Source organism: Paracidovorax avenae ATCC 19860, assembly GCF_000176855.2.
GTDB lineage: Bacteria > Pseudomonadota > Gammaproteobacteria > Burkholderiales > Burkholderiaceae_C > Paracidovorax > Paracidovorax avenae.
Genome location: NC_015138.1, coordinates 520,513 through 540,734 on the forward strand (window position 1 = coordinate 520,513; position 20,222 = coordinate 540,734).

The window sequence follows — 20,222 nt, forward strand, 5'->3', positions numbered from 1 at the left end:
ATGGCGGCTTCCCACCAACCGGACGCCGCGGCGGCACCGGCGGCAGACGCGCCGAGCCGCCTGGAGGCGATGCACCTCGAGAAGTCCTACGGCACCCGCAAGGTGGTCAAGGACGTTTCCATGGTCGTGCAGAAGGGCGAGGTCGTCGGGCTGCTCGGCCCCAACGGCGCTGGCAAGACCACGTCGTTCTACATGATCGTGGGCCTGGTGCGCAGCGACGGCGGCGACATCCGCATCGACGGGCAGTCGGTGGCGAACATGCCGATCCACCGGCGCTCCCGCCTGGGCCTGTCGTACCTGCCGCAGGAGGCCTCGATCTTCCGCAAGCTTTCCGTGGAAGAGAACGTGCGCGCCGTGCTGGAGCTGCAACGCGGCGACGATGGCCGGCCGCTCTCGCGCGCGGAGATCGAGGAGCGCCTCACCGCGCTCCTGCAGGAACTGCGGGTGGACCACCTGCGCGCCTCGCCCGCGCTCGCGCTCTCGGGCGGTGAGCGCCGCCGCGTGGAGATCGCGCGCGCGCTGGCCACGCAGCCGCGGTTCATCCTGCTGGACGAGCCGTTCGCGGGGATCGATCCGATCGCGGTGATCGAGATCCAGCGCATCATCGGCTTCCTGAAGGCGCGCGGCATCGGCGTGCTCATCACCGACCACAACGTGCGCGAGACGCTGGGCATCTGCGACCACGCCTTCATCATCAGCGATGGCCGGGTGCTCGCGCAGGGCACTCCCTCGGAGATCGTGGACAACGCCGAAGTGCGCCGCGTGTACCTCGGCGAACACTTCCGCATGTGATGAAGCCAGGACTGTCGCTGCGCATCTCGCAGCATCTGGCGCTGACGCCGCAGCTGCAGCAGTCGATCCGGCTGCTGCAGCTGTCCACGCTGGAGCTGTCGCAGGAAGTCGAGCAGATGCTCGACGAGAACCCCTTCCTGGAGCGCAACCCGGACGAGGCTCCGCGCGAGGAGTTCGGCCTGCCGCAGGCGGATGCGCCGGTGAGCGATGCCGACCGCGGTGCGGAAGAGTCCTTGTACACGCCGGCCAGCGGTACGGCGGAGGTTGCGGCCTCGTCGCCGGGCGAGGGCGCATCCGAAGGCACCGAGACACCGGAAGCCCCCGATGCGCCGGACTGGGAGGGCGACGGCACCGTCGAGATGGCGCCCGACGACGGCGAGTGGGGCGGCGAGGCGCCCGCCCGCACCCGCAACCAGATGGGGGACGAAGACGATACGGACGCGACCGAACTCGCGCGCGAGCACGAGTCGCTCACCGATTACCTGCACCGGCAGGCGCTGTCTCTGCGCCTGTCGGAGGTGGACCGCGCGGCGCTGCGCTTCCTGATCGAATCGCTGAACGACGACGGTTACCTGGACGAATCGCTGGAGTCGCTGGCCGTGTCGCTGGCAGGCGAGGAAGACCCCGAACAGGTCGAGGAACTGGTGCACCGCTTCACGGTGGCGCTGCGGCTGTTGCAGAGCCTGGAGCCCGTGGGCGTGGGCGCGCGCGGCCTGAGCGAATGCATGGCGCTGCAGTTGCGGGCCCTGCAGGAAGACGGCGACGCGGAGCCCGAAGTGCTGCAGGCGGCACTGCGCATCTGCCAGCAGCCGCTGGAGATGCTGGCACGGCGCGACGTGCGCCGGCTCGCCCAGGGCTGCGGTGCGAGCGAGGAATGCACGCGTGCGGCCATGGCGCTCATCGCGCGGCTGGAGCCCCGGCCAGGCCGGGCCTTTGCGCAGGTCGAGCGCAACATCATCGTTCCCGACGTGATCGTGAAGAAGAGCAGTGGCCGAGGGGCCGCGCATGCGTTCACCGTGCAGCTCAATCCGGACGTCATGCCGCGGCTGCGCGTGCATGACATCTATGCGGGGGCACTGCGCGGCAACCGCGGTGGCGAGGGGCACCAGGCGCTGCAGCAGCGGCTGCAGGAGGCGCGATGGTTCATCAAGAACATCCAGCAGCGGTTCGACACCATCCTGCGCGTGTCGCGCGCCATCGTGGACCGGCAGAAGAACTTCTTCGTGCATGGCGAGCTGGCCATGCGGCCGCTCGTGCTGCGCGACATCGCCGACGAGCTGGGACTGCACGAATCGACGATCAGCCGGGTGACCACGGCCAAGTACATGGCGACTCCCCAGGGCACCTACGAGCTGAAGTATTTCTTCGGCTCGGGGCTGGGCACGGAGACGGGCGGCAATGCGTCGAGCACGGCCGTGCGCGCGCTGATCAAGCAGTTCGTCGCGTCGGAGAGCCCGGCCAAGCCGCTGTCGGACAGCCAGATCGCGGAGATGCTCAAGGAGCAGGGCATCGAGTGCGCGCGCCGCACGGTCGCCAAGTACCGCGAGGCGCTGAAGATCGCGCCGGCCAACCTGCGCAAGGCGCTGTGAAGGCCGGCCGCCCCGGGCGGGGCGGCATCAGCCGAGCAGGCCGGGATTCATGCGCCAGAGGACGTAGTTGAGGGCTCCGGCGAAGCTGATCCAGGCCAGGTAGGGCAACAGCAGAAGGCCCGCCAGCGGCCGCAGGCGCAGGAAGGCCACGAAGGTGGCGGCCACGCAGATGCCGAGCAGGGCGATGTCCGCCAGGGCCCAGGCGCCCAGGTGCCACTGGAAGAACAGCCAGCTCCAGAGCGCGTTGAGCGCCAGCTGGGCGCAGAACAGCGCGATCGCGTGGCGCCGTGCCGCGCCCGCGGGCTCGCGCCAGACCAGCCACGCGGCGATGCCCATGAGGGTGTAGAGCACGCTCCAGACGGGGCCGAAGACGCCGGGCGGCGGTGCCCAGAGCGGCTGCACCAGCTGCGCATAGAACTGCGGCGCCTGCACCGAGGCCACGCTGCCGATGCCCGCGGCGACGAAGCACAGCAGCAGCCAGCCAGCGAGGGCCAGCCAGGTGCGGGGCGACAGGGGCGCGCTGCGCGCGCTGGCCGCAGCGGGGGAGGACGGAGTGGAAGGGGATGTCACCATGCCCATATCATCGCCGCAGCCCCGGCGCCTGCCGTGCCAGCCACGGCCGCGAATGCGTTTCCCGACGCTTATTCAGGCGCACCGAGCGCGGGGTGGCGGGGCGAATGGGCGCTGGAGCCGTGGGCGTCGAGCTTGAATCCGGCGACGGCGTCGGCGAGCTGGTGGGCCTGCTGCTGCAGCGACTGCGCGGCGGCGGTGGCCTGCTCGACGAGGGCGGCGTTCTGCTGGGTGCTCTGGTCCATCTGGCTGACGGCGCCGCCGATCTCGGCGATGCCGGTGCTCTGCTCCTGGCTGGCGTTGCTGATCTCGGTGACGATGGCGGTGACGCGCTGCACGCTCTCGACCACTTCCTGCATGGTGGAGCCGGCGTCCTGCACGAGCCGGCTGCCGGCGTTGACCTGGGCGACGGAGTCGTCGATGAGCGCCTTGATTTCCCTGGCGGCGGTGGCCGATCGCTGGGCGAGGGTGCGCACCTCGCTGGCGACGACGGCGAAGCCGCGGCCCTGCTCGCCGGCGCGGGCGGCCTCGACGGCGGCGTTGAGCGCCAGGATGTTGGTCTGGAAGGCGATGGAGTCGATGACGCCGATGATGTCCACGATCTTGCGCGAGGAGGCATCGATGCCGCCCATGGTCTGAACGACCTGTCCGACGACGGTGCCGCCGTGTGCGGCGATCTGCGAGGCGTTGGCGGCCAGGTGCTTGGCCTGGCGTGCGTTCTCGGCGTTCTGCTGGACGGTGGCGGTGAGCTGTTCCATGGCGGCGGCGGTCTCCTCCAGGGAGCTGGCCTGCTGCTCGGTGCGGCCGGAGAGGTCCTGGTTGCCGCTGGCGATCTCGCTGGTGGCCAGGCGCACGGATTCGGCCGATGCGCGGATGCGCACGAGGACGGCGGCGATTTTGTCCACGAAGTGGTTGAAGGCGCGTGCGATCTGGGTGAGCTCGTCGCTGCCGTGGGTGTCGAGGCGGCGGGTGAGGTCGCCCTCGCCGGAGGCGATGTCCTCCAGGGCGTCGCGCACGACGGCGAGGCGGCGCAGCTGGCGGCTGACGGCGTAGGTGAGCAGGCCGACGGCGGCGAGCACGCACAGTACGGTGATGGCGATGGCGACGTTGAGGAGTTCGCGCACGGTGCGGGTGGCCTCGGCGCGGTCGATGGCGATGGCCAGGATCCAGGGCGTGCCTTCCACCTTCGCGGCGTAGAGCATCTGGTCCGCGTCCTTGGCGGCCACGTCCGCATGGCCCCCGTCCGTCGCGAGCCGCTGCAGCAGCGCGAAGTCGATGCCGGAGGCGAGCGCGGAGACCGGCTTGAGGGCCAGCTGGGGATCCGCCTGGGCGAGCAGGCGGCCCTGGTCATCGACGAGCATGGCGAAGCTCTTGGCCGTGGGCTGGATGGCGGTCACCATGCGGCCGACGGTCTCCAGCAGCATGTCGGCCGCCACGACGCCGGAGAGCTGGCCGGCCGGACCCCAGGGCTCGGCGAAGGTGATGAGGAGCTTGCCGGAGCTGGCGCCGATGTAGGCCGGCGTCACGACGGGGCCGCCCGCCTGCATGGCCTGCTTGTACCAGCCGCGGGCCGTGCCGTCGTAGCCGTCGGGCACCGGGTGCAGGAAGGCGATCCGCTTGTCCGCATGGACCAGGTAGGCATCGTCCATTGCGCCGGCCTGTTTCGCGGCCTGCAGGAACGGGATCGGGTCCGGCTGCGTGGCCGCGATCCGGATGGAACTGGTGATGCGCTGCTTTTCCTTTACCCAGCTGGTGATCTCGTCGGCGTGCAGCCGCGTGCGCTGGGCGAGTTGGGCGTCGATGCCTGCCAGCGTGTTGCCGCGCACGACAAGAAAGGTGGCGAAGGCCAGCACCACGAGGGACGCAGTGGTGATGGCGATGCAGATCCCGATAAGGCGGGCTTGCAGACTCTGGAACATGGGGATCTCTCGAAAACGGGAAGGCGGCCGGGCCGCTGTGTGTGCCGGGGAAGGAAGAAAAAGATACGGCGCAGCCGTGGGACTGCGCCGTGCGGGAAAACCGGGGGACGTCCTGGGTATCAAGTCGGGTGGTTGGGGGCTCCCAAGGCGGGATGTGGATGCGCATGGCCGGTGGCATGGGTGCCCCCGGCGTCGAGCTTGAATCCGGCGACGACGTCGGCGAGCTGGTGGGCCTGCTGCTGCAGCGACTGAGCGGCGGCGGTGGCCTGCTCGACGAGGGCGGCGTTCTGCTGGGTGCTCTGGTCCATCTGGCTGACGGCGCCGCCGATCTCGGCAATGCCGGTGCTCTGTTCCTGGCTGGCGTTGCTGATCTCGGTGACGATGGCGGTGACGCGCTGCACGCTTTCGACCACTTCCTGCATGGTGGAGCCGGCGTCCTGCACGAGCCGGCTGCCGGCGTTGACCTGGGCGACGGAGTCGTCGATGAGCGCCTTGATTTCCCTGGCGGCGGTGGCCGATCGCTGGGCGAGGGTGCGCACCTCGGATGCGACGACGGCGAAGCCGCGGCCCTGCTCGCCGGCGCGGGCGGCCTCGACGGCGGCGTTGAGGGCGAGGATGTTGGTCTGGAAGGCGATGGAGTCGATGACGCCGATGATGTCCACGATCTTGCGCGAAGAGGCATCGATGCCGCCCATGGTCTGCACGACCTGGCCGACGACGGTGCCGCCGTGTGCGGCGATCTGCGAGGCGTTGGCGGCCAGGTGCTTGGCCTGGCGTGCGTTCTCGGCGTTCTGCTGGACGGTGGCGGTGAGCTGCTCCATGGCGGCGGCGGTCTCCTCCAGGGAGCTGGCCTGCTGCTCGGTGCGGCCGGAGAGGTCCTGGTTGCCGCTGGCGATCTCGCTGGTGGCCAGGCGCACGGATTCGGCCGATGCGCGGATGCGCACGAGGACGGCGGCGATCTTGTCCACGAAGTGGTTGAAGGCGCGTGCGATCTGGGTGAGCTCGTCGCTGCCGTGGGTGTCCAGGCGGCGGGTGAGGTCGCCCTCGCCGGAGGCGATGTCCTCCAGGGCGTCGCGCACGACGGCGAGGCGGCGCAGCTGGCGGCTGACGGCGTAGGTGAGCAGGCCGACGGCGGCGAGCACGCACAGCACGGTGATGGCGATGGCGACGTTGAGGAGTTCCTGCACGGGGCGGGTGGCCTCGGCACGGTCGATGGCGATGGCCAGGATCCACGGCGTGCCTTCCACCTTCGCGGCGTAGAGCATGGTGGGGGCACCGTCGATGGAGATGTCGGCACGTCCGCCGTCCGACGCGAGCCGCGCGAGCTGTGCCCCGTCCAGGGCTGGGGAAATGGCCGTGACGGGCTTCAGGGCCAGTTCGGCCCTGGCGTGGGCCAGGATATTGCCCTGCCCGTCCAGGAGGAAGGCGAAGCTCTTTTCCATGGGATGGATCGCGTTGACCTTGCGGGTCACGGTGTCCAGGTGCATGTCGGTGCCGATGACGGCAGTGGGCTGCCCGGCGGGACCGACGGGCTCGACGAAGCTGATGGTGAGCTTGCCCGTGCTCGCATCCACGTAGGCGGGCGTGAGGGCCGGCCCGCCAGCCTGGACGGCCTGCTTGTACCAGGGGCGCGCGGTGCCGTCATAGCCCTCCGGCATGGGGTGCGCGAAGATGTTGCGCTTGTCGGCATAGACGAAATAGGTGTCGTCGAACGCGCCGGCCTGCTTGGCGGCCAGCAGGAAGGGCACCGGCTCGGCCTGGCCGACGGCCGTTTTCAGGGAGGAGGTGATGCGCTGCTTTTCCCTGACCCATTCGGCGAGTTCGCTGGCATGCAGGCGCGTGAGCTGGCCGATGCGTTCGTCCAGTCCTGAAAGCGTGTTGCCCCGCACGACGAAGAAGGTGGCCAGCGCCAGCGCGATGAGCGACAGGGCGGTGATGGCGATGCAGATCCCGATGAGGCGGGCACGAAGGCTGTGGAACATCGACGGACTCCGGAAAGAAGGCCTGTAGGGAGGGGGATCGCCTGGTTATCGTCTATTGTTGAACTTTATCAACAGAATGAAACATTCGTTCTGCACGGTGGAAAAATAAACGCAGGGGATTGCGTTTGCCGCAAGGCGTATCCTCTCGCCTGCGTTATGAATTCACTGCAAATCTTTCTGCCTTGCGCCGCCGGCGTGGAAGGCTTCCTGGCCGACGAGGTCCATGGCATCACCGGCCTGACGGGCCACGACCTGCTCACGGGGCGCGGCGGCGTGATGGCCCGCGCGTCGTGGCGCGAAGCGCTGCGGCTGAACCTCCACAGCCGCCTCGCGCAGCGGGTGCTGGTGCACCTGGCCGAGCGGATGTACCGCTCCGAGAACGATCTCTACGCCATCGCGTCCGGGATCGCCTGGGAGATCTGGTTCACCCCGCGCCAGAGCTTCCGCATCGACGTCACCGCCCAGCACAGCCCGCTCCAGAGCCTGAACTTCGCGGCGCTGCGCGTGAAGGACGCGGTCGCCGACCGTTTCCGCGCGAAAGCCGGCGGCGTGCGGCCCGACGTGGACACGCAGCGGCCGGACGTGCGCATCCACCTGCACCTCACCACGGACCAGGCCACGGTCTATATCGACACCTCGGGCGAGCCGCTGTTCAAGCGCGGCTGGCGGGAGGACAAGGGGGATGCGCCGCTCAAGGAAACGCTTGCCGCGGCCATGATCGCCGCCAGCGGCTGGGATCCGCTGGGCGACGCACCCATGCCGCTGTACGACCCCTGCTGCGGCAGCGGCACGATCGCCATCGAGGCCGCGCAGATGGCCTGCCGCATTCCCCCCGGCCTGCGCCGGCGCTTCGCTTTCGAGAAACTGCTGCCCTTCCAGGCACACGTCTGGCATGCGCTGCGCGAGGAGGCAGAAAGCGGCATCGTGCCGGCCGCCGTGCCGGTGTTCGGCAGCGACGTGTCGCACCGCATGGTGGATTTCGCGCAGCGCAATGCCGAGCGCGCAGGCGTCGCCCAGGCGGTGCAACTGCGCGGCGGGGATGCGCTGCAGCGCATGCCGCCGGGCGACCGGCCCGGCGTGATGCTGCTCAACCCGCCCTATGGCGAGCGCATTGCCGCGGCCGGCACGGCGGGTCGCAGCGCGCGGGAACGCATGGGCGTGGTCGAGCGCGCCGGCCGGGAGACCGCGCAGACGGAGGACGGCGGGGACTTCTTCCTGCAGCTCGCCGCGCACTGGAAGAAGCATTACGCAGGCTGGCAGGCCTGGATGCTCACGCCCGACCTGAAGCTGCCCGGCAAGATGCGCCTGAAGGAATCGCGTCGCGTGCCGATGTGGAACGGACCGATCGAATGCCGGCTGTTCCGGTTCGACATGGTGCAGGGCGCAGTGCGCCAGAGGGCGGAGGGCGCGGCGCCGCCGGCGGATGCGCCTGCCGGCCCCGGAGGCGCCACGGATGCGGGCGGGGACCATGCCGGTTGAGCTGCGCCTGCCCGCGCAGGCCGAGGACGGCGAACCGGTGCGCTGCGTGGTGGTGGACACCAACGTGGCGCTGGACCTGCTGATTTTTTCCGACCCGCGCACGGGGCCGTTGCGGCAATTGCTGGCCCAGGGCCGGCTGGCGTGGATCGCCACGCAGGTCATGCGCGACGAACTCGAGCGCGTGCTGGCCTACGCGCATATCGTGGAGCGCATGGACTTCTACCGGGTGGACGCCGCGCAGGTGCTCGCTGCGTTCGATGCCCAGGCGCGCCTGGTGGAGATCGCGCCGCGCGTGGCCTATGTCTGCAAGGACGCGGACGACCAGAAGTTCATCGACCTCGCGGCAGCCCACCGCGCCATCCTGCTGTCGAAGGACAAGGCCGTGCTCTGCATGCGCAAGCGGCTCCTGAACATGGGCGCGCACGTGGCCACGGCCCTGGTGCTGGAGGCCGCGCAGCCGGAAGCCGCCTGAGCGCGCCACCGGCGTGTTTCAGCCCTCGTCGAACTGGAAGCCCTCCGCGGGGTGCAGGGACCAGCCGCCGTCGCCCGTGAGCGCCAGCACATGGGTATGGTGGGCCAGCACGGCCGGCCGGTGCGCGATGCTGATGACCGATGCACCGCTGGCCCGCACGCGCTCGTAGAGGGCCGCCTCATTGGCGCTGTCCAGCGCGCTGGTGGCCTCGTCGAGGATGACGGTGCGGGGCTGTCGCACCAGCACCCGCGCGAACGCCAGCCGCTGTTGCTCGCCGATGGACAGCTCCTTTTCCCAGTCGCGCACGGCGTCCAGACCTCCGACGCGGCCGGCGAGGTCGGGCAGGTGCACGGCGTCGAGCACTTCCAGCAGCTGCGTGTCCGCAAGATCGGTGTCGCGGGCGGGGTAGATCATCTGGCTGCGCAGCGTGCCCGGCTGCATGTAGGGCCGCTGCGGCAGGAAGAACACGCTGTCCATGGGCGGGTGGTGCACCACGCCCCGGCCGTCGCGCCACAGGCCGGCCAGGGCGCGCAGCAGCGAGCTTTTGCCGCAGCCGCTGGCGCCGGTAATCAGCAGCGCGTCGCCCGGCTTCAGGTCCAGTGAGAGATCGCGCACCAGCAGGCGCGAGAAGCGGGGCGTGTAGAGGTCCAGCCCTTCGACGGCGAAGCGCTCGCCCTCCCGGGCCTCGATCTGGCCGCATGCCTCCGGGGACAGTGCGGCCACCGGAGCGGCCGCTGCCGGGGTGGGGGACGGGGCGCCGCCCCGCCGGCGTGCACGGCGCTGCTCGCGACGTTGTTCGCGGAGTTGCCGGCGTGCCGCGGCGGCGGCTTCCGGCTCCATGGGTTCGGGGGGCCTGCGTTCCGAGGGGGCTTCCAGCAGGGCCTGGCGCAGGGTGTCGAGGCGGCCGATGCCCGCGACAAAGCGGCTCAGGCTTTCGAAGTTGTCCACGATCAGCGACACCGAGGCCAGGACTGCCGCGAAAGCGCCGCCGGCCTGGATGGCGCGACCCACTTCCATGTCGCCCGAGAGCACCGCATCGGCCAGGATGATGCTGGGGATGACCAGGGTGAGCTGGCTGAAGGCGCGCTGGAACAGGTTCAGCGAGCGCTGGCGCTTGATGAGGCGGGAATAGTTGTTGAATACGGCCTGGAAGCTGCGATCCAGCTGGGCGCGCTCCTGGGCCTCGCCGCGGTAGAACGCGATGGATTCGGCGTTCTCGCGCAGGCGCATGAGCCCGAAGCGGAAATCCGCCTCGCGCCGCAACTGCCAGAAGTTCAGCCGGATGAGCGGGGCTCCGAACACGTAGAGCGCCACCACCGTGCCCACGAGCGCATAGACCGCCAGGAACGCGACCAGCGCCTGCGAGATGGACCACAGCACCGCGCTGAATGCCACCAGCTGCATCATGGCGCCGATGAAGATCAGCAAGAAATGCGTGGAGCGGCCGGTGAAGCTGTTGATGTCCTCGCTGATGCGCTGGTCCGGGTTGTCCACCGTGCCCTCCGCATTCAGCTCGTAGTAGCGGCGGCGCCCGAGGTAGCCGTCCAGGAAGCGGTGGGTCAGCCAGAGGCGCCAGTGGTTCGCGAATGCATCGCGCATGTAGTAGTAGAAGGCATAGACCGGCACGGCGAAGGCCAGCACGATGAGGCAGGTGCGTACGGCGTCCCAGAAGCGGTCCCGGTCCTGTGCGGCCAGCGCGGAGGTCATCTCCCCCGTGCGGTCGATGAGGCGCACGGCCAGGTGCGTTTCCAGCAGCATGAGCAGGATCAGCAGGCCCAGCAGCGACCAGGCCGCGACCTTGCGGTCGCCCAGCCAGTAGGGCTTGGCGACGGCCATGAATTGCCGCCAGGCGGCCAGGGAAAGGGTCGGAGCCCGTGCGCCGGCAGCGGCCTTCGGATCGGGTTCGGCTGCGGTGGGCAGCGGCGCGGCGGCTGTGGCGGATGACGGCATGCGGGGCGATGGCGGAACGGGGCGGGAGCGCTTGTCCGCACGATATGCGGGGGCTTCCGCCGGGGCCTGTCGGACGCCGCCCACGCGGCATTACGGAAACACCCCCGACCTGCCGCACCACCGCGCGATCGCGGTGCCTATGGAGCGAGCAGGTCGTAGGCGGCGCGGATGCGCTGCACGTCGCGGCCCCAGCGGCGGTCCTGGGGGAGCCGGCGCAGCCAGGCGAGGCGGCGCAGCGCCTGATCCATGGTTTGCCGGAATTCCGGGCCATGGGCGGCCGTCCATGCGGCGGCTTCGGCGCGCGCCGGGGCCAGCGTGTCCGATGCGCGCAGGTAGAGCGCGGTGGAGTGGGCGTAGCACAGCAGGTCGCGCACCTGGCAGACGGGCAGCGGCAGGGTGGCGGCCGGGTCATCCTCGAAGTCCAGGTAGCCCACCACGCCGTCCGGGCAGCGCACGAGATTGCGCGCGAAGGCCTGGCTCAGGCAGGTGCCGCGCGCATGCACCTGCGCGATCGCCGAGAGGCCCTGGCGCCAGAGCGCGAGCACGGCTCCCGGCCCGTCTGCGAGGTGGTGTTCGATCTCGTTGCCCAGGGAGTGCGTGTCCACCTCCGGGCGGCCCAGGTCCAGCGTGAGCAGGCCCTCGCCACTGAACGCCAGCACCGCGGGCACGCGCAGCCCGAGGGCCGAGAAGGCGCGCAGGCGCCGCACCTCGGTGGCGATGCCCTCGGCCCCGCCCGGCGTGGGAACGGGCCGCAGCACGGGCAGGCCCAGCATGCCGGCGAGCAGGGCCATGGCGCGGTGCCTGCCGGGCCCGCGCACGGGTGCCGCGCGCTTGAGCCAGACCCGCGTTCCGTCGGCCGCGATGTGGCTCTCCACCGCATGCACCTGGGTGGGCAGCCGCTCGCGCAGGAAGGCGTCCCAGTCGGTGGGCGCGGCGTGGTGTGCCGGCCAGGCGGGAGAGGGCGGGGGCGCCGGATCTGGCGGAAAGGCGGGCATGGACTGGAGAGTGGGAAACGGAGGGCGTCAGGGGCGCGGCTACACTCGCCGCCTTGGAATGCGCAAGGTGGGCAATCCTGTCCGCCGCGGCGGCATCATAGAGCGATGGGCCGGCCCGCCGCTGTCCGCCTTTTTCGCCATCTTCTTCAAAATACGGCCTGCCCGCGCGTGCGCGCCGGCCAGGAGCCCCCGATGACCGATCCCCACGCCCCCGCCGCCGATGCCTCCGGCGCCGTTCCCGCGCTCAGCAACGACGACCTCGATGAGCTGGACGCGCTGCTCGACGACCTGCGTTCGCGCGCCGAGGAAATCCCGCAGTGGGAATTCTGCGACGGCTTCCTCACCGCGCTGGTCTGCACGCGCCGCGCCATTGCGCCGGCCGAGTACCTGCCCATGCTGCTGGACGACGGCGGTCCGATGGACATGGTGGCCGAAGGGGAGGCGCTGCCGCGGCTTCCGGCCTTCCAGGACGATGCGCAGCAGGCGCGCTTCGTCGAGTTGTGGATGCGCCGCTGGAACGAGGTGGCAGGCCAGCTCGAGGATACGGTGGAGTCGCTGGAGGACGACCGTGCCTTCCAGCCCGAGGTGATGGACATGCGCGGCGCGATCGCCTGCCTGCCCGAGGAGGAGCGCGCGGAGATGGCCGGGCAGGACGTGCCTTCGTTCGGGCAGGTCTGGGCGCTGGGCTTCATGTTCGCCGTGGAGAACTGGCCGGAGGAGTGGGCCGCGCCGCGCGACAAGGAGGCCGCGCAGTGGCTGGACGGCGCGCTCGAGCACATCGTCGCGCTGACCGAGGACGACACCGGACGCCCCGAGCACAACATGTATGCCGAGGACGGCCCGCCCAGCGTGAGCGAGGACCGGCTGGAGGTGTTCGGAGAGGCGATCTGGGCGGTCTATGACCTGCGCCAGCTCTGGAAGAGCATGGGCCCGCGCGTCGAATCGGTGCGCCGTGCGGACACGCCGGGTCGCAACGATCCGTGCAGTTGCGGCAGCGGCAAGAAATACAAGAAGTGCTGCGGAAGCTGAGGACCCGCCTGCGCGCGGAGTGGGCGCCCAGCATTCCGCGTGAGTTGCTGGCGGGCGCTGTGGCCACGTTCGCTCTCATTCCCGAGGTGATCGCGTTTTCGTTCGTGGCGGGCGTGGATCCGTCCGTGGGGCTGTTCGCCTCGTTCGTCATCAGCATCGTGATCGCATTCGTGGGCGGGCGCCCGGCCATGGTGTCGGCGGCGGCCGGGTCGGTGGCGCTGGTGGCCGCGCCGCTGGTGCAGTCCCATGGCGTGGGCTACCTGTTCGCCGCGGGGCTGCTGGCCGGTGCGGTGCAGGTGGCCTTCGGACTGCTGCGCATGGGGATGCTGGTGCGCTTCGTTTCCAGTTCGGTGCGCACGGGTTTCGTGAACGCGCTGGCCGTGCTGATCTTCTCGGCCCAGCTGCCGCACCTGCGGGGCGCCGGTCCGGCCACCTGGGCCATGCTGGCGCTGGGCCTGGCCATCATCTACGGCCTGCCGCGCCTGGGCGCGTGGCTGGGCTGGCGCGTCTTCACCGCCATTCCGTCGCCGCTGGTCTGCGTCGTGGCGCTTACGGCGCTGGCCTCCGCGGTGGGCCTGCCGCTGCCCACCGTGGCCGATCTGGGCAGGCTTCCGGACGCCTTGCCCGCCTTCGCGCTGCCCGGCGTGCCGTTCACGCTGGAGACGCTGCGCATCATCGCGCTGCCGGCGCTCGCCATCGCCTTCGTGGGCCTGCTCGAATCCGTGCTCACGGCCGCGGTGGTGGACGAGATGACCGACACGCCCAGCGACAAGAACCGCGAATGCGCCGGGCTGGGGCTGGCGAACATCGCGGCCAGCCTGACCGGCGGCATCGCGGGCTGCGGAATGATCGGGCAGGCGGTGGGCAACGTGAAGTACGGCGGCCGCGGCCGCCTCTCGACGCTGTTCGCGGGCGTGTTCCTGCTCATCCTGATGGTGGCGCTCAAGGACTGGGTTTCGCGCGTGCCGGTGATCGCGCTGGTGGCGATCATGGTGATGGTGTCGGCCTCCACCTTCGACTGGGCCTCGCTGCGCACCCTGGTGCGCCATCCGCGCACCTCCAGCGCCGTGATGCTGGCCACGGTGGCGGTGACGCTCGCCACCCACAACCTCGCGGCCGGGGTGGCCGTGGGCGTGGCGCTGAGCGGCGTGTTCTTCGCCTTCAAGGTGGCGCGCCTGCTCGACGTCCGCGCCGAGGACGACGGGGCCACCGGCCTGCGCACCTGGCATGTGACGGGCCAGGTGTTCTTCGCCTCGGCCGATGCGTTCATCGATGCCTTCGACATCCTGGCCGCCGAAGGCCGCCCGGTGCGCATCGACGTCTCGCGCGCCCATTTCTGGGACGTGACCGCCGTGGCCGCGCTGGACAAGGTGGTGATGCGGCTGCGGCACCACGGCTGCCCCGTGGAGGTGGTGGGAATGAACGAGGCCAGCGCCGGCCTCGTGGAGCGCGTGGGCGGGCCCTGACCGTCAGAAGCTCGTCCAGTCGTCCTCGCTCGCGCTGCCCGCCAGGGCCAGCGAAGGCGCGGGGGGCTTCGTGGACGCAGGCACGGGCCGGCGGGCCGCCACGGCCGGAGCGCGCGGCGCGGCAGGCACCCGGGCCGGTGCCGGTTTGGCGGCAGGCAGTGTGCTGGCTGCCGCCGGCGTTGCGGCGGCGCGCGGTGCGGCCACCGGGGTTGGTGCCGGGGCTGGCAGGCCCTGGTCGTGGTGCAGGCGGAACTGGCTCACCGCATCCACGAGCCGGCCGGCCTGGGCCCGCAGGCTGTCCGCGGCGGCGGCGCTTTCCTCGACCAGTGCGGCGTTCTGCTGCGTCACCTGGTCGAGCTGGCTCACCGCGTCGCTCACCTGGCCGATGCCCTGGGCCTGTTCCTGGGTGGCGGCGCTGATTTCGCTGATCAGGTCGTTCACGCGCTTGACCTGGGTGACGATGTCGGACATGGTCCGGCCGGCTTCCTCGACCTGCTGGCTGCCGGCTTCCACCTTCTCCACGCTGGTGGAGATGAGTGCCTTGATCTCCTTGGCGGCATCGGCGCTGCGCTGCGCGAGGCTGCGCACTTCGCTCGCCACCACCGCGAAGCCGCGGCCCTGCTCGCCTGCGCGGGCGGCCTCCACCGCGGCATTGAGCGCCAGGATGTTGGTCTGGAAGGCGATGCTGTCGATGACGCCGATGATGTCCGAGATCCGGCGGCTGGAGTCGGTGATGGCGCCCATGGTGCTCACGACCTGTCCCATCACGGTGCCGCCGCGTTCGGCGACCTCGCTGGCGGAGTTCGCCAGTTGCGTGGCCTGCCGGGCGGTGTCGCCGTTGTTCTTCACGGTGGCCGTCAGCTGCTCCATGGAGGCGGCCGTCTGCTGCAGGTTGGAGGCCTGTTCCTCGGTGCGCTGGCTCAGATCGGCGTTGCCGGTGGCGATCTGCGTGCTGCCCGTGGCGATGGAGTCGCTGCTCTGCCGCACCTGCCCGACCACGCGGGCCAGCTGGTCGCGCATGTCCTTCATGCCGGCCAGCAGGCTGGACTGGTCACCGGAGCGGGCCTCCACGTCCACCGCGAGGTTGCCCTGCGCGATCTGCCGCACGATGCCGGTCGCATAGTCGGGCTCGCCGCCGAGCTGGCGCGTGATGGAGCGGGTGACCCAGATGCCCAGTGCGATGGCCAGTGCCACGGCCAGCGCGGATCCGGCCAGGATCACGAAGGTATTGATGCCGCGCATCCGGTCGACCCCCGCCTTGCGTTCGGCCAGCAGGCTGGATTCCGTCTGGTCCAGTTCCTTCTGCAGCGCCCGGAAGCCGTCCATGGCGGCCTTGTCCTTGCCCTGCGCGAACTGCGCGATGAAGTCCCGCATGGTCTTGCTGCCTGCCGTGACGTCACGGCGGGCCTGGATCAGCCCGGACATCACGGAGGTGAATTCGGTCTCCCGGGCCTTCATGTCATCCAGGCGCCGCTGCTGGACGGGGTTGTCGGCCGTGAGGGCCTTGATGTCGGGGAGCGTCTTGGTGAATTCCTGGGTGCCGGTGGTCCATGGTTCCAGGAACTTCTCGTCGCCGCTCAGCAGGAAGCCGCGGGCGCCGGTTTCCATGTTGACCATGCTGCCGAGCAGGGTGTTGGAGCGGTCGAGCACCTGGTAGGTGTGCTCGTTCCAGGATTCCGCTTCCGCGAGGCTGCGGCTGGTGACGAGCGCGCTGGTGGCCACGGCGATGAAGATGGCGATCACCAGGCCGAAAGCGATGAGCAGGCGCTGGGAGACAGTCAGGGAGCGGGCGCGGGCGGCCATGGGTACCTCCGGGAAAAGTAGTCGTCTTTGTGCGTTGAGTCTGGAACCAATCTGAAATATTTGCTCATCAGTTTTCGGAATTCACGAATTTCGCGCCGTCGGACTACAGACATGAGTCGCATTCATCATTTGCTGACGAGATGGACATGCATTCTTTGCACATGGCGGGCAGGCGTGCCCGTCCCCGGCGCTGCCGCAGGCGGTGCGCCAGAGGACGATGGGGAATGCGTGCAGGAGGGCGGAGAGGCGCCGGATGAACCCCGGGCCACGGGGGTCAGCGCAGCAGCCTGGCGAGCCCCGCGATCGCATGGTCGCGGGCGGCCGAGCGCACGGCGGCCCGTTCGCCGGGGAAGCGGCGCATTTCGCTGTACGTCGTGCCGCCCACGTGCCAGCCGAACCAGACGGTGCCCACGGGCTTGGCGGCGCTGCCGCCGGAAGGGCCGGCCACGCCGGTCACGGACACCGCGGCCTGCGTGCGGGAGTGGCGCACGGCGCCTTCTGCCATGGCGCGCGCCACGGGTTCGCTCACGGCGCCGTGCGTGTCGATGAGCGCGGCGGCAACGCCGAGCAGTTCGGTCTTGGCGGCGTTGGAGTAGGTGACGAAGCCGCGCTCGAACCACTGGCTCGATCCGGCCAGGTCGGTGCAGGCCCCGGCGATCATGCCGCCGGTGCAGCTTTCGGCCGTGGCCATCATCCAGCCGCGGGCCGTGAGTGCCTGAGCGAGGAAGGTGATGTCGGCGCTCACCACAGCACCCTCCAGAGCGCGATGGCGAACAGCGCGCAGAAGGCCGCGACGAAGTCGTCGAAGAGAATGCCCCACCCGCCGCGCCAGCCGAAGCCCTTGAACAGCTGGTCCGCCCAGGCCACGGGCCCGGGCTTGGCGGCATCGAAGTAGCGGAACAGCGCGAACGCCGCGCACTGGCCCCAGAAACCCATGGGCATTGCCAGCCAGAGCACGCACCAGAACGCCACGATCTCGTCCCACACCACGCACCCCGGGTCGGCCACGCCCAGGTGGCGGGCGGTGGTGGTGCAGGCCCACCAGCCCACGAGCGTGCCGGCCAGGATGAGCCCGCCGATCTGCAGGGGGGACAGCCAATGCTGCAGCACCAGATAGGCCAGCCACGCCCAGGCCGTGCCGACGGTGCCGGGCGCGCGCGGCGAGAGGCCTGCGCCGAAGCCCAGGGCGATCCAGTGAGCCGGGTGGGACCGCATGAAGGCGGCGCTGGCCCTGCGGGGGGCTGCGGCCGATCCGGCCGCGGGCAGGGGAGGCAATGCGTTCATCGGCGGTTCTCGTTCAGTTCCACGTCCTTGCCGTGGCGCACCAGGTGCTCCGCCGTGAAGCGCACCTCGGCGCCGGGCGCCAGGGGCTGCTGCCATGCGACGGTACCGGCCGTGCCCTCCCAGGCCGTGGTGAGCGGTGGCGGCGCGTAGCGGGATTCGACCTCGATCTTCGCGTTGCGCGACACGGGCGCGGTGTCGATCACCTGGAGCGTGATCGGCGTGGTGTGGCGGTTCTCGATGCGGTAAGCGAGCTGGGTGCGGCGCTCCACGGTGGCGCCCGTGAAGCCGGCTGTGCCGGTGGTCGTGCGGGGCGTCTCGGCCTGCACGACCACGAGGTCGTCCGGGCCGAACCACAGCGGCACCGTGCGCCCGCCGGGGCCGCCTGCATCCGTGGCCGAGGCGAAGTCCAGCCGGCCCTGGCCCACGAAGGCGCCATCGCGGTACAGGCCGACGGTCCCGGCCGGCCAGGCGCCGGCAGGCTGCGCGATCTCCGCCACCAGGTAGGCGGTTTCGCGTTGCGCGGGCACGGTGCGCGTGACGAGGCGGGCCGCGGCGTCGTGCGTGCCCAGCAGCAGCGTGGTGCGCTGCCCGCTCGCGGGCACGCTCAGGCGCTGGGGCACCTCGAAGCGCGTCGCGTAGCTGCCGGCCAGGGCCGTGACATTGAAGTCGGGCAGGGGGTCTTCCGCCGCATCGACCGACGCCACCGCTGCGGTGGGTGCGGGGGCCGGCAGCGGCCGCGGCATGCGTTCGAGCCGGGCCTGCTGCTCCGGCGGTGCCGCCACGTCCACCGTCCAGGTGCCCGGCCGCGGTCCCGCGGTGGCCCGCGCGGGGGCCTGTGTGGTGAGTGCGAGCCGCACGTCGTTCCAGTCCTCGCCGCTGCGCTGCGCGACGACGGCCAGCCGCTCGAGCACCACCGCGCCCGTGGCGGTGTCCAGCCGCGCGCGGTAGGCGGGCTGCCAGCCGGGCCCGCGCACCTGGTAGGACAGGCGCAGGCCGGCATCCCGGTCGGTGGCGAGGTTCACGGCCACGGAGACCACCCTGGCGCGCGGCCCGCCCGCCGAGCGGTCGCGTTCGGCGCGCAGCGGCTTCAGTTCGCGCTCCAGCGCTTCCTGGCGGCGCTGCAGCGGCTGCAGGCGCACGAGGGTTTCGGCCGACGTCCTGCGCAGCGCCTCGGCCGTGGCCGGAATCTGGGCGGCAGGAGTGGCCGGCGCCGCGGTGGCCGCGGCCGCCGGCGGGCTGCCCTGGCCGTCCCGCGGGGTACCGTCGGAGCTGCCGCTACCGCCTGCCAGGTGGTCGAGGTACCGGTCCGCGCGCCGCAGCGCCGCGATCTCGGCCTGTACGCCCGCGATCTGGTCTTCGAGCGCCCGCACGCGGTCGTCCAGCGGGCTCGCGCAGCCGGCCGCCACGTCGCGGTCTTCGGTAGTGACCTTGAATTCGCCCACGCGCACGCCGGCATCCGCGCTGATCTGCAGGCTGTCCGGGTCGAGACTGGCGGGCAGGCAGGCGAAGGTGGCACTGCGCGCGCCCGCGGAGATGCGCGCACTGCGCTCGATCGTGGCGATGCCTGGCGCCACCGTCACCTGCGTGATGCGCGATGCCGTCGTGGCAGGGCGCTCCTGCGCGCTGGCCATGCCGGCGGCCGCAAGCCACAGGCAGGCGGCAGCCGCGCGGCGCGCGCCGGCATGCCATGGCGGCGGGACGGGTCGCGCGCAAAGCGTGGAAGGCATGGAATAGGCCGCGCCCGGGCATGCAGAGGACATCCGCGCTCCTTCTCTCTCGGTAGGACTGGGGAGGGCAATGCTAGCAGCGCCTCCGCCGCACGCGCTCAGCGGAAGTGGTCGAAGGCCAGGTATTGCGCATCCACTTGCCGGCCCTGCGCATCGAGCAGCCGCAGGCCGGGCCCGGCCTCGATGGCGCCGATGCAGGTGGCGCGCGTGCCTGCCTGGCGGGCCGCGGCCTCGACCTGCGCGCGCCGGCCCGGGGGCGCGGTGAACAGCAGCTCGTAGTCGTCACCCCCGGCCAGCACGCAGCGCAACAGGTTTTCCCAGCCGTAGGGCACCTGTTCGGGGGCATGCCCGTCGCAGGCCGCCATGAGCTGCGGGGCCAGCGTGGTGTCGATGCGCGCGCCCACGCCCGATGCCTTCAGGATGTGGCCCAGGTCGCCCACGAGTCCGTCGCTCACGTCGATGGCGCTGCTGGCCACGCCGCGCAATGCCTGACCCAGTGCCACGCGCGGCGTGGGGCGCTCCAGCCGTTCGCGTGCCTGTGCCAGTACCTGTGGCGGCAACTGCACGGGCATTTCGCCCAGCAGGGCATCCAGTGCCAGGCGTGCATCGCCCAGGTGGCCGCTCACCCACAGGTCGTCGCCCGGCCGGGCGCCGCTGCGCAGCAGGGCCTGGCCCGCGGGCACTTCGCCGAACACCGTGATGCAGATGTTGAGCGGGCCCTGCGTGGTGTCCCCGCCCACCAGTTCGCAGCCATGTTCGTCGGCCAGTGCCAGCAGGCCTTCCGAGAAGCCCTGCAGCCAGGCTTCGTCGGCGCGGGGCAGCGCCAGCGCCAGCGTGAAGGCCATCGGCCGTGCGCCGCAGGCCGCGAGGTCCGACAGGTTCACCGCCAGGGCCTTGTGGCCCAGGTGCGCCGGATAGACGTCGGCGAAGAAATGCCGACCCTCCACCAGCATGTCGCTGGACACCGCTAGCTGCATGCCTGCGGCCGGCGCAAGCAGCGCGCAGTCGTCGCCCACGCCCAGGGCCGCGCGGCGCACGGGGCGGTGGAAATAGCGCGCGATCAGATCGAATTCACCCATGGGCTCGAGCATACGCGCAGCCGCCCGGCGGCGCGGGCTTCGGTTTCCTGTCCGGATGTTCCTGTCCGGGAGCACGCTCTTGCGGC

16 protein-coding genes are annotated in these 20,222 nt (G+C 70.9%); 6 read left to right on the forward strand and 10 right to left on the reverse strand.

The genetic code is table 11. The features are described 5' to 3' along the window. Both lptB and ACAV_RS02330 read left to right on the forward strand, forming a co-directional pair. Positions 1-792 carry an LPS export ABC transporter ATP-binding protein gene (lptB, locus tag ACAV_RS02325; protein WP_013592972.1) on the forward strand — a complete coding sequence of 264 codons (792 nt, stop codon included), beginning with the start codon at positions 1-3 and terminating at the stop codon, positions 790-792. Further along, positions 792-2,381 carry an RNA polymerase factor sigma-54 gene (locus ACAV_RS02330; RefSeq protein WP_013592973.1) on the forward strand — a complete coding sequence of 530 codons (1,590 nt, stop codon included), beginning with the start codon at positions 792-794 and terminating at the stop codon, positions 2,379-2,381. Before lptB ends, ACAV_RS02330 begins: the two co-directional genes overlap by 1 nt. A 27-nt stretch (positions 2,382-2,408) precedes the next feature. Here ACAV_RS02330 and ACAV_RS02335 read toward each other — a convergent pair whose 3' ends face one another. The 3 genes from ACAV_RS02335 to ACAV_RS02345 all read right to left on the reverse strand — a co-directional run bounded on the left by ACAV_RS02335 (position 2,409) and on the right by ACAV_RS02345 (position 6,852). Further along, positions 2,409-2,954 (reverse strand): TspO/MBR family protein, encoded by a 546-nt coding sequence (locus tag ACAV_RS02335; protein ID WP_081463152.1) that lies wholly within the window; start codon positions 2,952-2,954, stop codon positions 2,409-2,411. Between the two features lie 68 nt (positions 2,955-3,022). Continuing rightward, positions 3,023-4,870, reverse strand: coding sequence for a methyl-accepting chemotaxis protein (locus ACAV_RS02340; RefSeq protein ID WP_013592975.1), 1,848 nt, complete (start codon positions 4,868-4,870; stop codon positions 3,023-3,025). A gap of 119 nt (positions 4,871-4,989) precedes the next feature. Further along, entirely contained in the window at positions 4,990-6,852 is a 1,863-nt protein-coding gene (locus ACAV_RS02345; protein WP_013592976.1) for a methyl-accepting chemotaxis protein, read from the reverse strand. A gap of 156 nt (positions 6,853-7,008) precedes the next feature. Between ACAV_RS02345 and ACAV_RS02350 the strand changes: the two genes are divergently transcribed. Together ACAV_RS02350 and ACAV_RS02355 are read left to right on the forward strand one after the other, a co-directional pair. After that, positions 7,009-8,331 carry a THUMP domain-containing class I SAM-dependent RNA methyltransferase gene (locus tag ACAV_RS02350; protein ID WP_013592977.1) on the forward strand — a complete coding sequence of 441 codons (1,323 nt, stop codon included), beginning with the start codon at positions 7,009-7,011 and terminating at the stop codon, positions 8,329-8,331. Next, entirely contained in the window at positions 8,321-8,803 is a 483-nt protein-coding gene (locus tag ACAV_RS02355) for a putative toxin-antitoxin system toxin component, PIN family (RefSeq protein WP_041828923.1), read from the forward strand. Before ACAV_RS02350 ends, ACAV_RS02355 begins: the two co-directional genes overlap by 11 nt. A gap of 18 nt (positions 8,804-8,821) precedes the next feature. Here the strand turns inward: ACAV_RS02355 and ACAV_RS02360 are convergent, their stop codons facing one another. Together ACAV_RS02360 and ACAV_RS02365 are read right to left on the reverse strand one after the other, a co-directional pair. After that, on the reverse strand, positions 8,822-10,753 hold the full coding sequence (locus ACAV_RS02360) for an ABC transporter ATP-binding protein/permease (RefSeq protein WP_081463101.1): 1,932 nt from the start codon (positions 10,751-10,753) through the stop codon (positions 8,822-8,824). Between the two features lie 137 nt (positions 10,754-10,890). Beyond that, positions 10,891-11,748 carry a BUD32 family EKC/KEOPS complex subunit gene (locus ACAV_RS02365; RefSeq protein WP_013592980.1) on the reverse strand — a complete coding sequence of 286 codons (858 nt, stop codon included), beginning with the start codon at positions 11,746-11,748 and terminating at the stop codon, positions 10,891-10,893. Between the two features lie 192 nt (positions 11,749-11,940). On the opposite strand from ACAV_RS02365, the gene ACAV_RS02370 reads away from it, so the two are divergent. After that, complete coding sequence (locus ACAV_RS02370) at positions 11,941-12,777, forward strand: YecA/YgfB family protein (protein WP_013592981.1); 837 nt, start codon at positions 11,941-11,943, stop codon at positions 12,775-12,777. Beyond that, positions 12,729-14,243 (forward strand): SulP family inorganic anion transporter, encoded by a 1,515-nt coding sequence (locus tag ACAV_RS02375; protein ID WP_013592982.1) that lies wholly within the window; start codon positions 12,729-12,731, stop codon positions 14,241-14,243. Before ACAV_RS02370 ends, ACAV_RS02375 begins: the two co-directional genes overlap by 49 nt. Positions 14,244-14,246: 3 nt before the next feature. Here ACAV_RS02375 and ACAV_RS02380 read toward each other — a convergent pair whose 3' ends face one another. The 5 genes from ACAV_RS02380 to thiL form a co-directional block, all read right to left on the reverse strand. Continuing rightward, complete coding sequence (locus tag ACAV_RS02380) at positions 14,247-16,046, reverse strand: methyl-accepting chemotaxis protein (RefSeq protein ID WP_013592983.1); 1,800 nt, start codon at positions 16,044-16,046, stop codon at positions 14,247-14,249. Positions 16,047-16,320: 274 nt separating this feature from the next. Next, a complete protein-coding gene (locus tag ACAV_RS02385) occupies positions 16,321-16,794 on the reverse strand; it encodes a CinA family protein (RefSeq protein ID WP_013592984.1) in 474 nt (157 codons plus the stop codon). Further along, positions 16,788-17,330 (reverse strand): phosphatidylglycerophosphatase A family protein, encoded by a 543-nt coding sequence (locus ACAV_RS02390; RefSeq protein WP_013592985.1) that lies wholly within the window; start codon positions 17,328-17,330, stop codon positions 16,788-16,790. The genes ACAV_RS02385 and ACAV_RS02390 overlap by 7 nt, the downstream gene beginning before the upstream one ends. Then, positions 17,327-19,090 carry a DUF4139 domain-containing protein gene (locus tag ACAV_RS02395; protein WP_013592986.1) on the reverse strand — a complete coding sequence of 588 codons (1,764 nt, stop codon included), beginning with the start codon at positions 19,088-19,090 and terminating at the stop codon, positions 17,327-17,329. The genes ACAV_RS02390 and ACAV_RS02395 overlap by 4 nt, the downstream gene beginning before the upstream one ends. Before the next feature lie 65 nt (positions 19,091-19,155). Then, positions 19,156-20,136, reverse strand: a complete 981-nt coding sequence (gene thiL, locus ACAV_RS02400) for a thiamine-phosphate kinase (protein WP_041828522.1) — start codon at positions 20,134-20,136, stop codon at positions 19,156-19,158. Positions 20,137-20,222 lie beyond the last annotated feature (86 nt).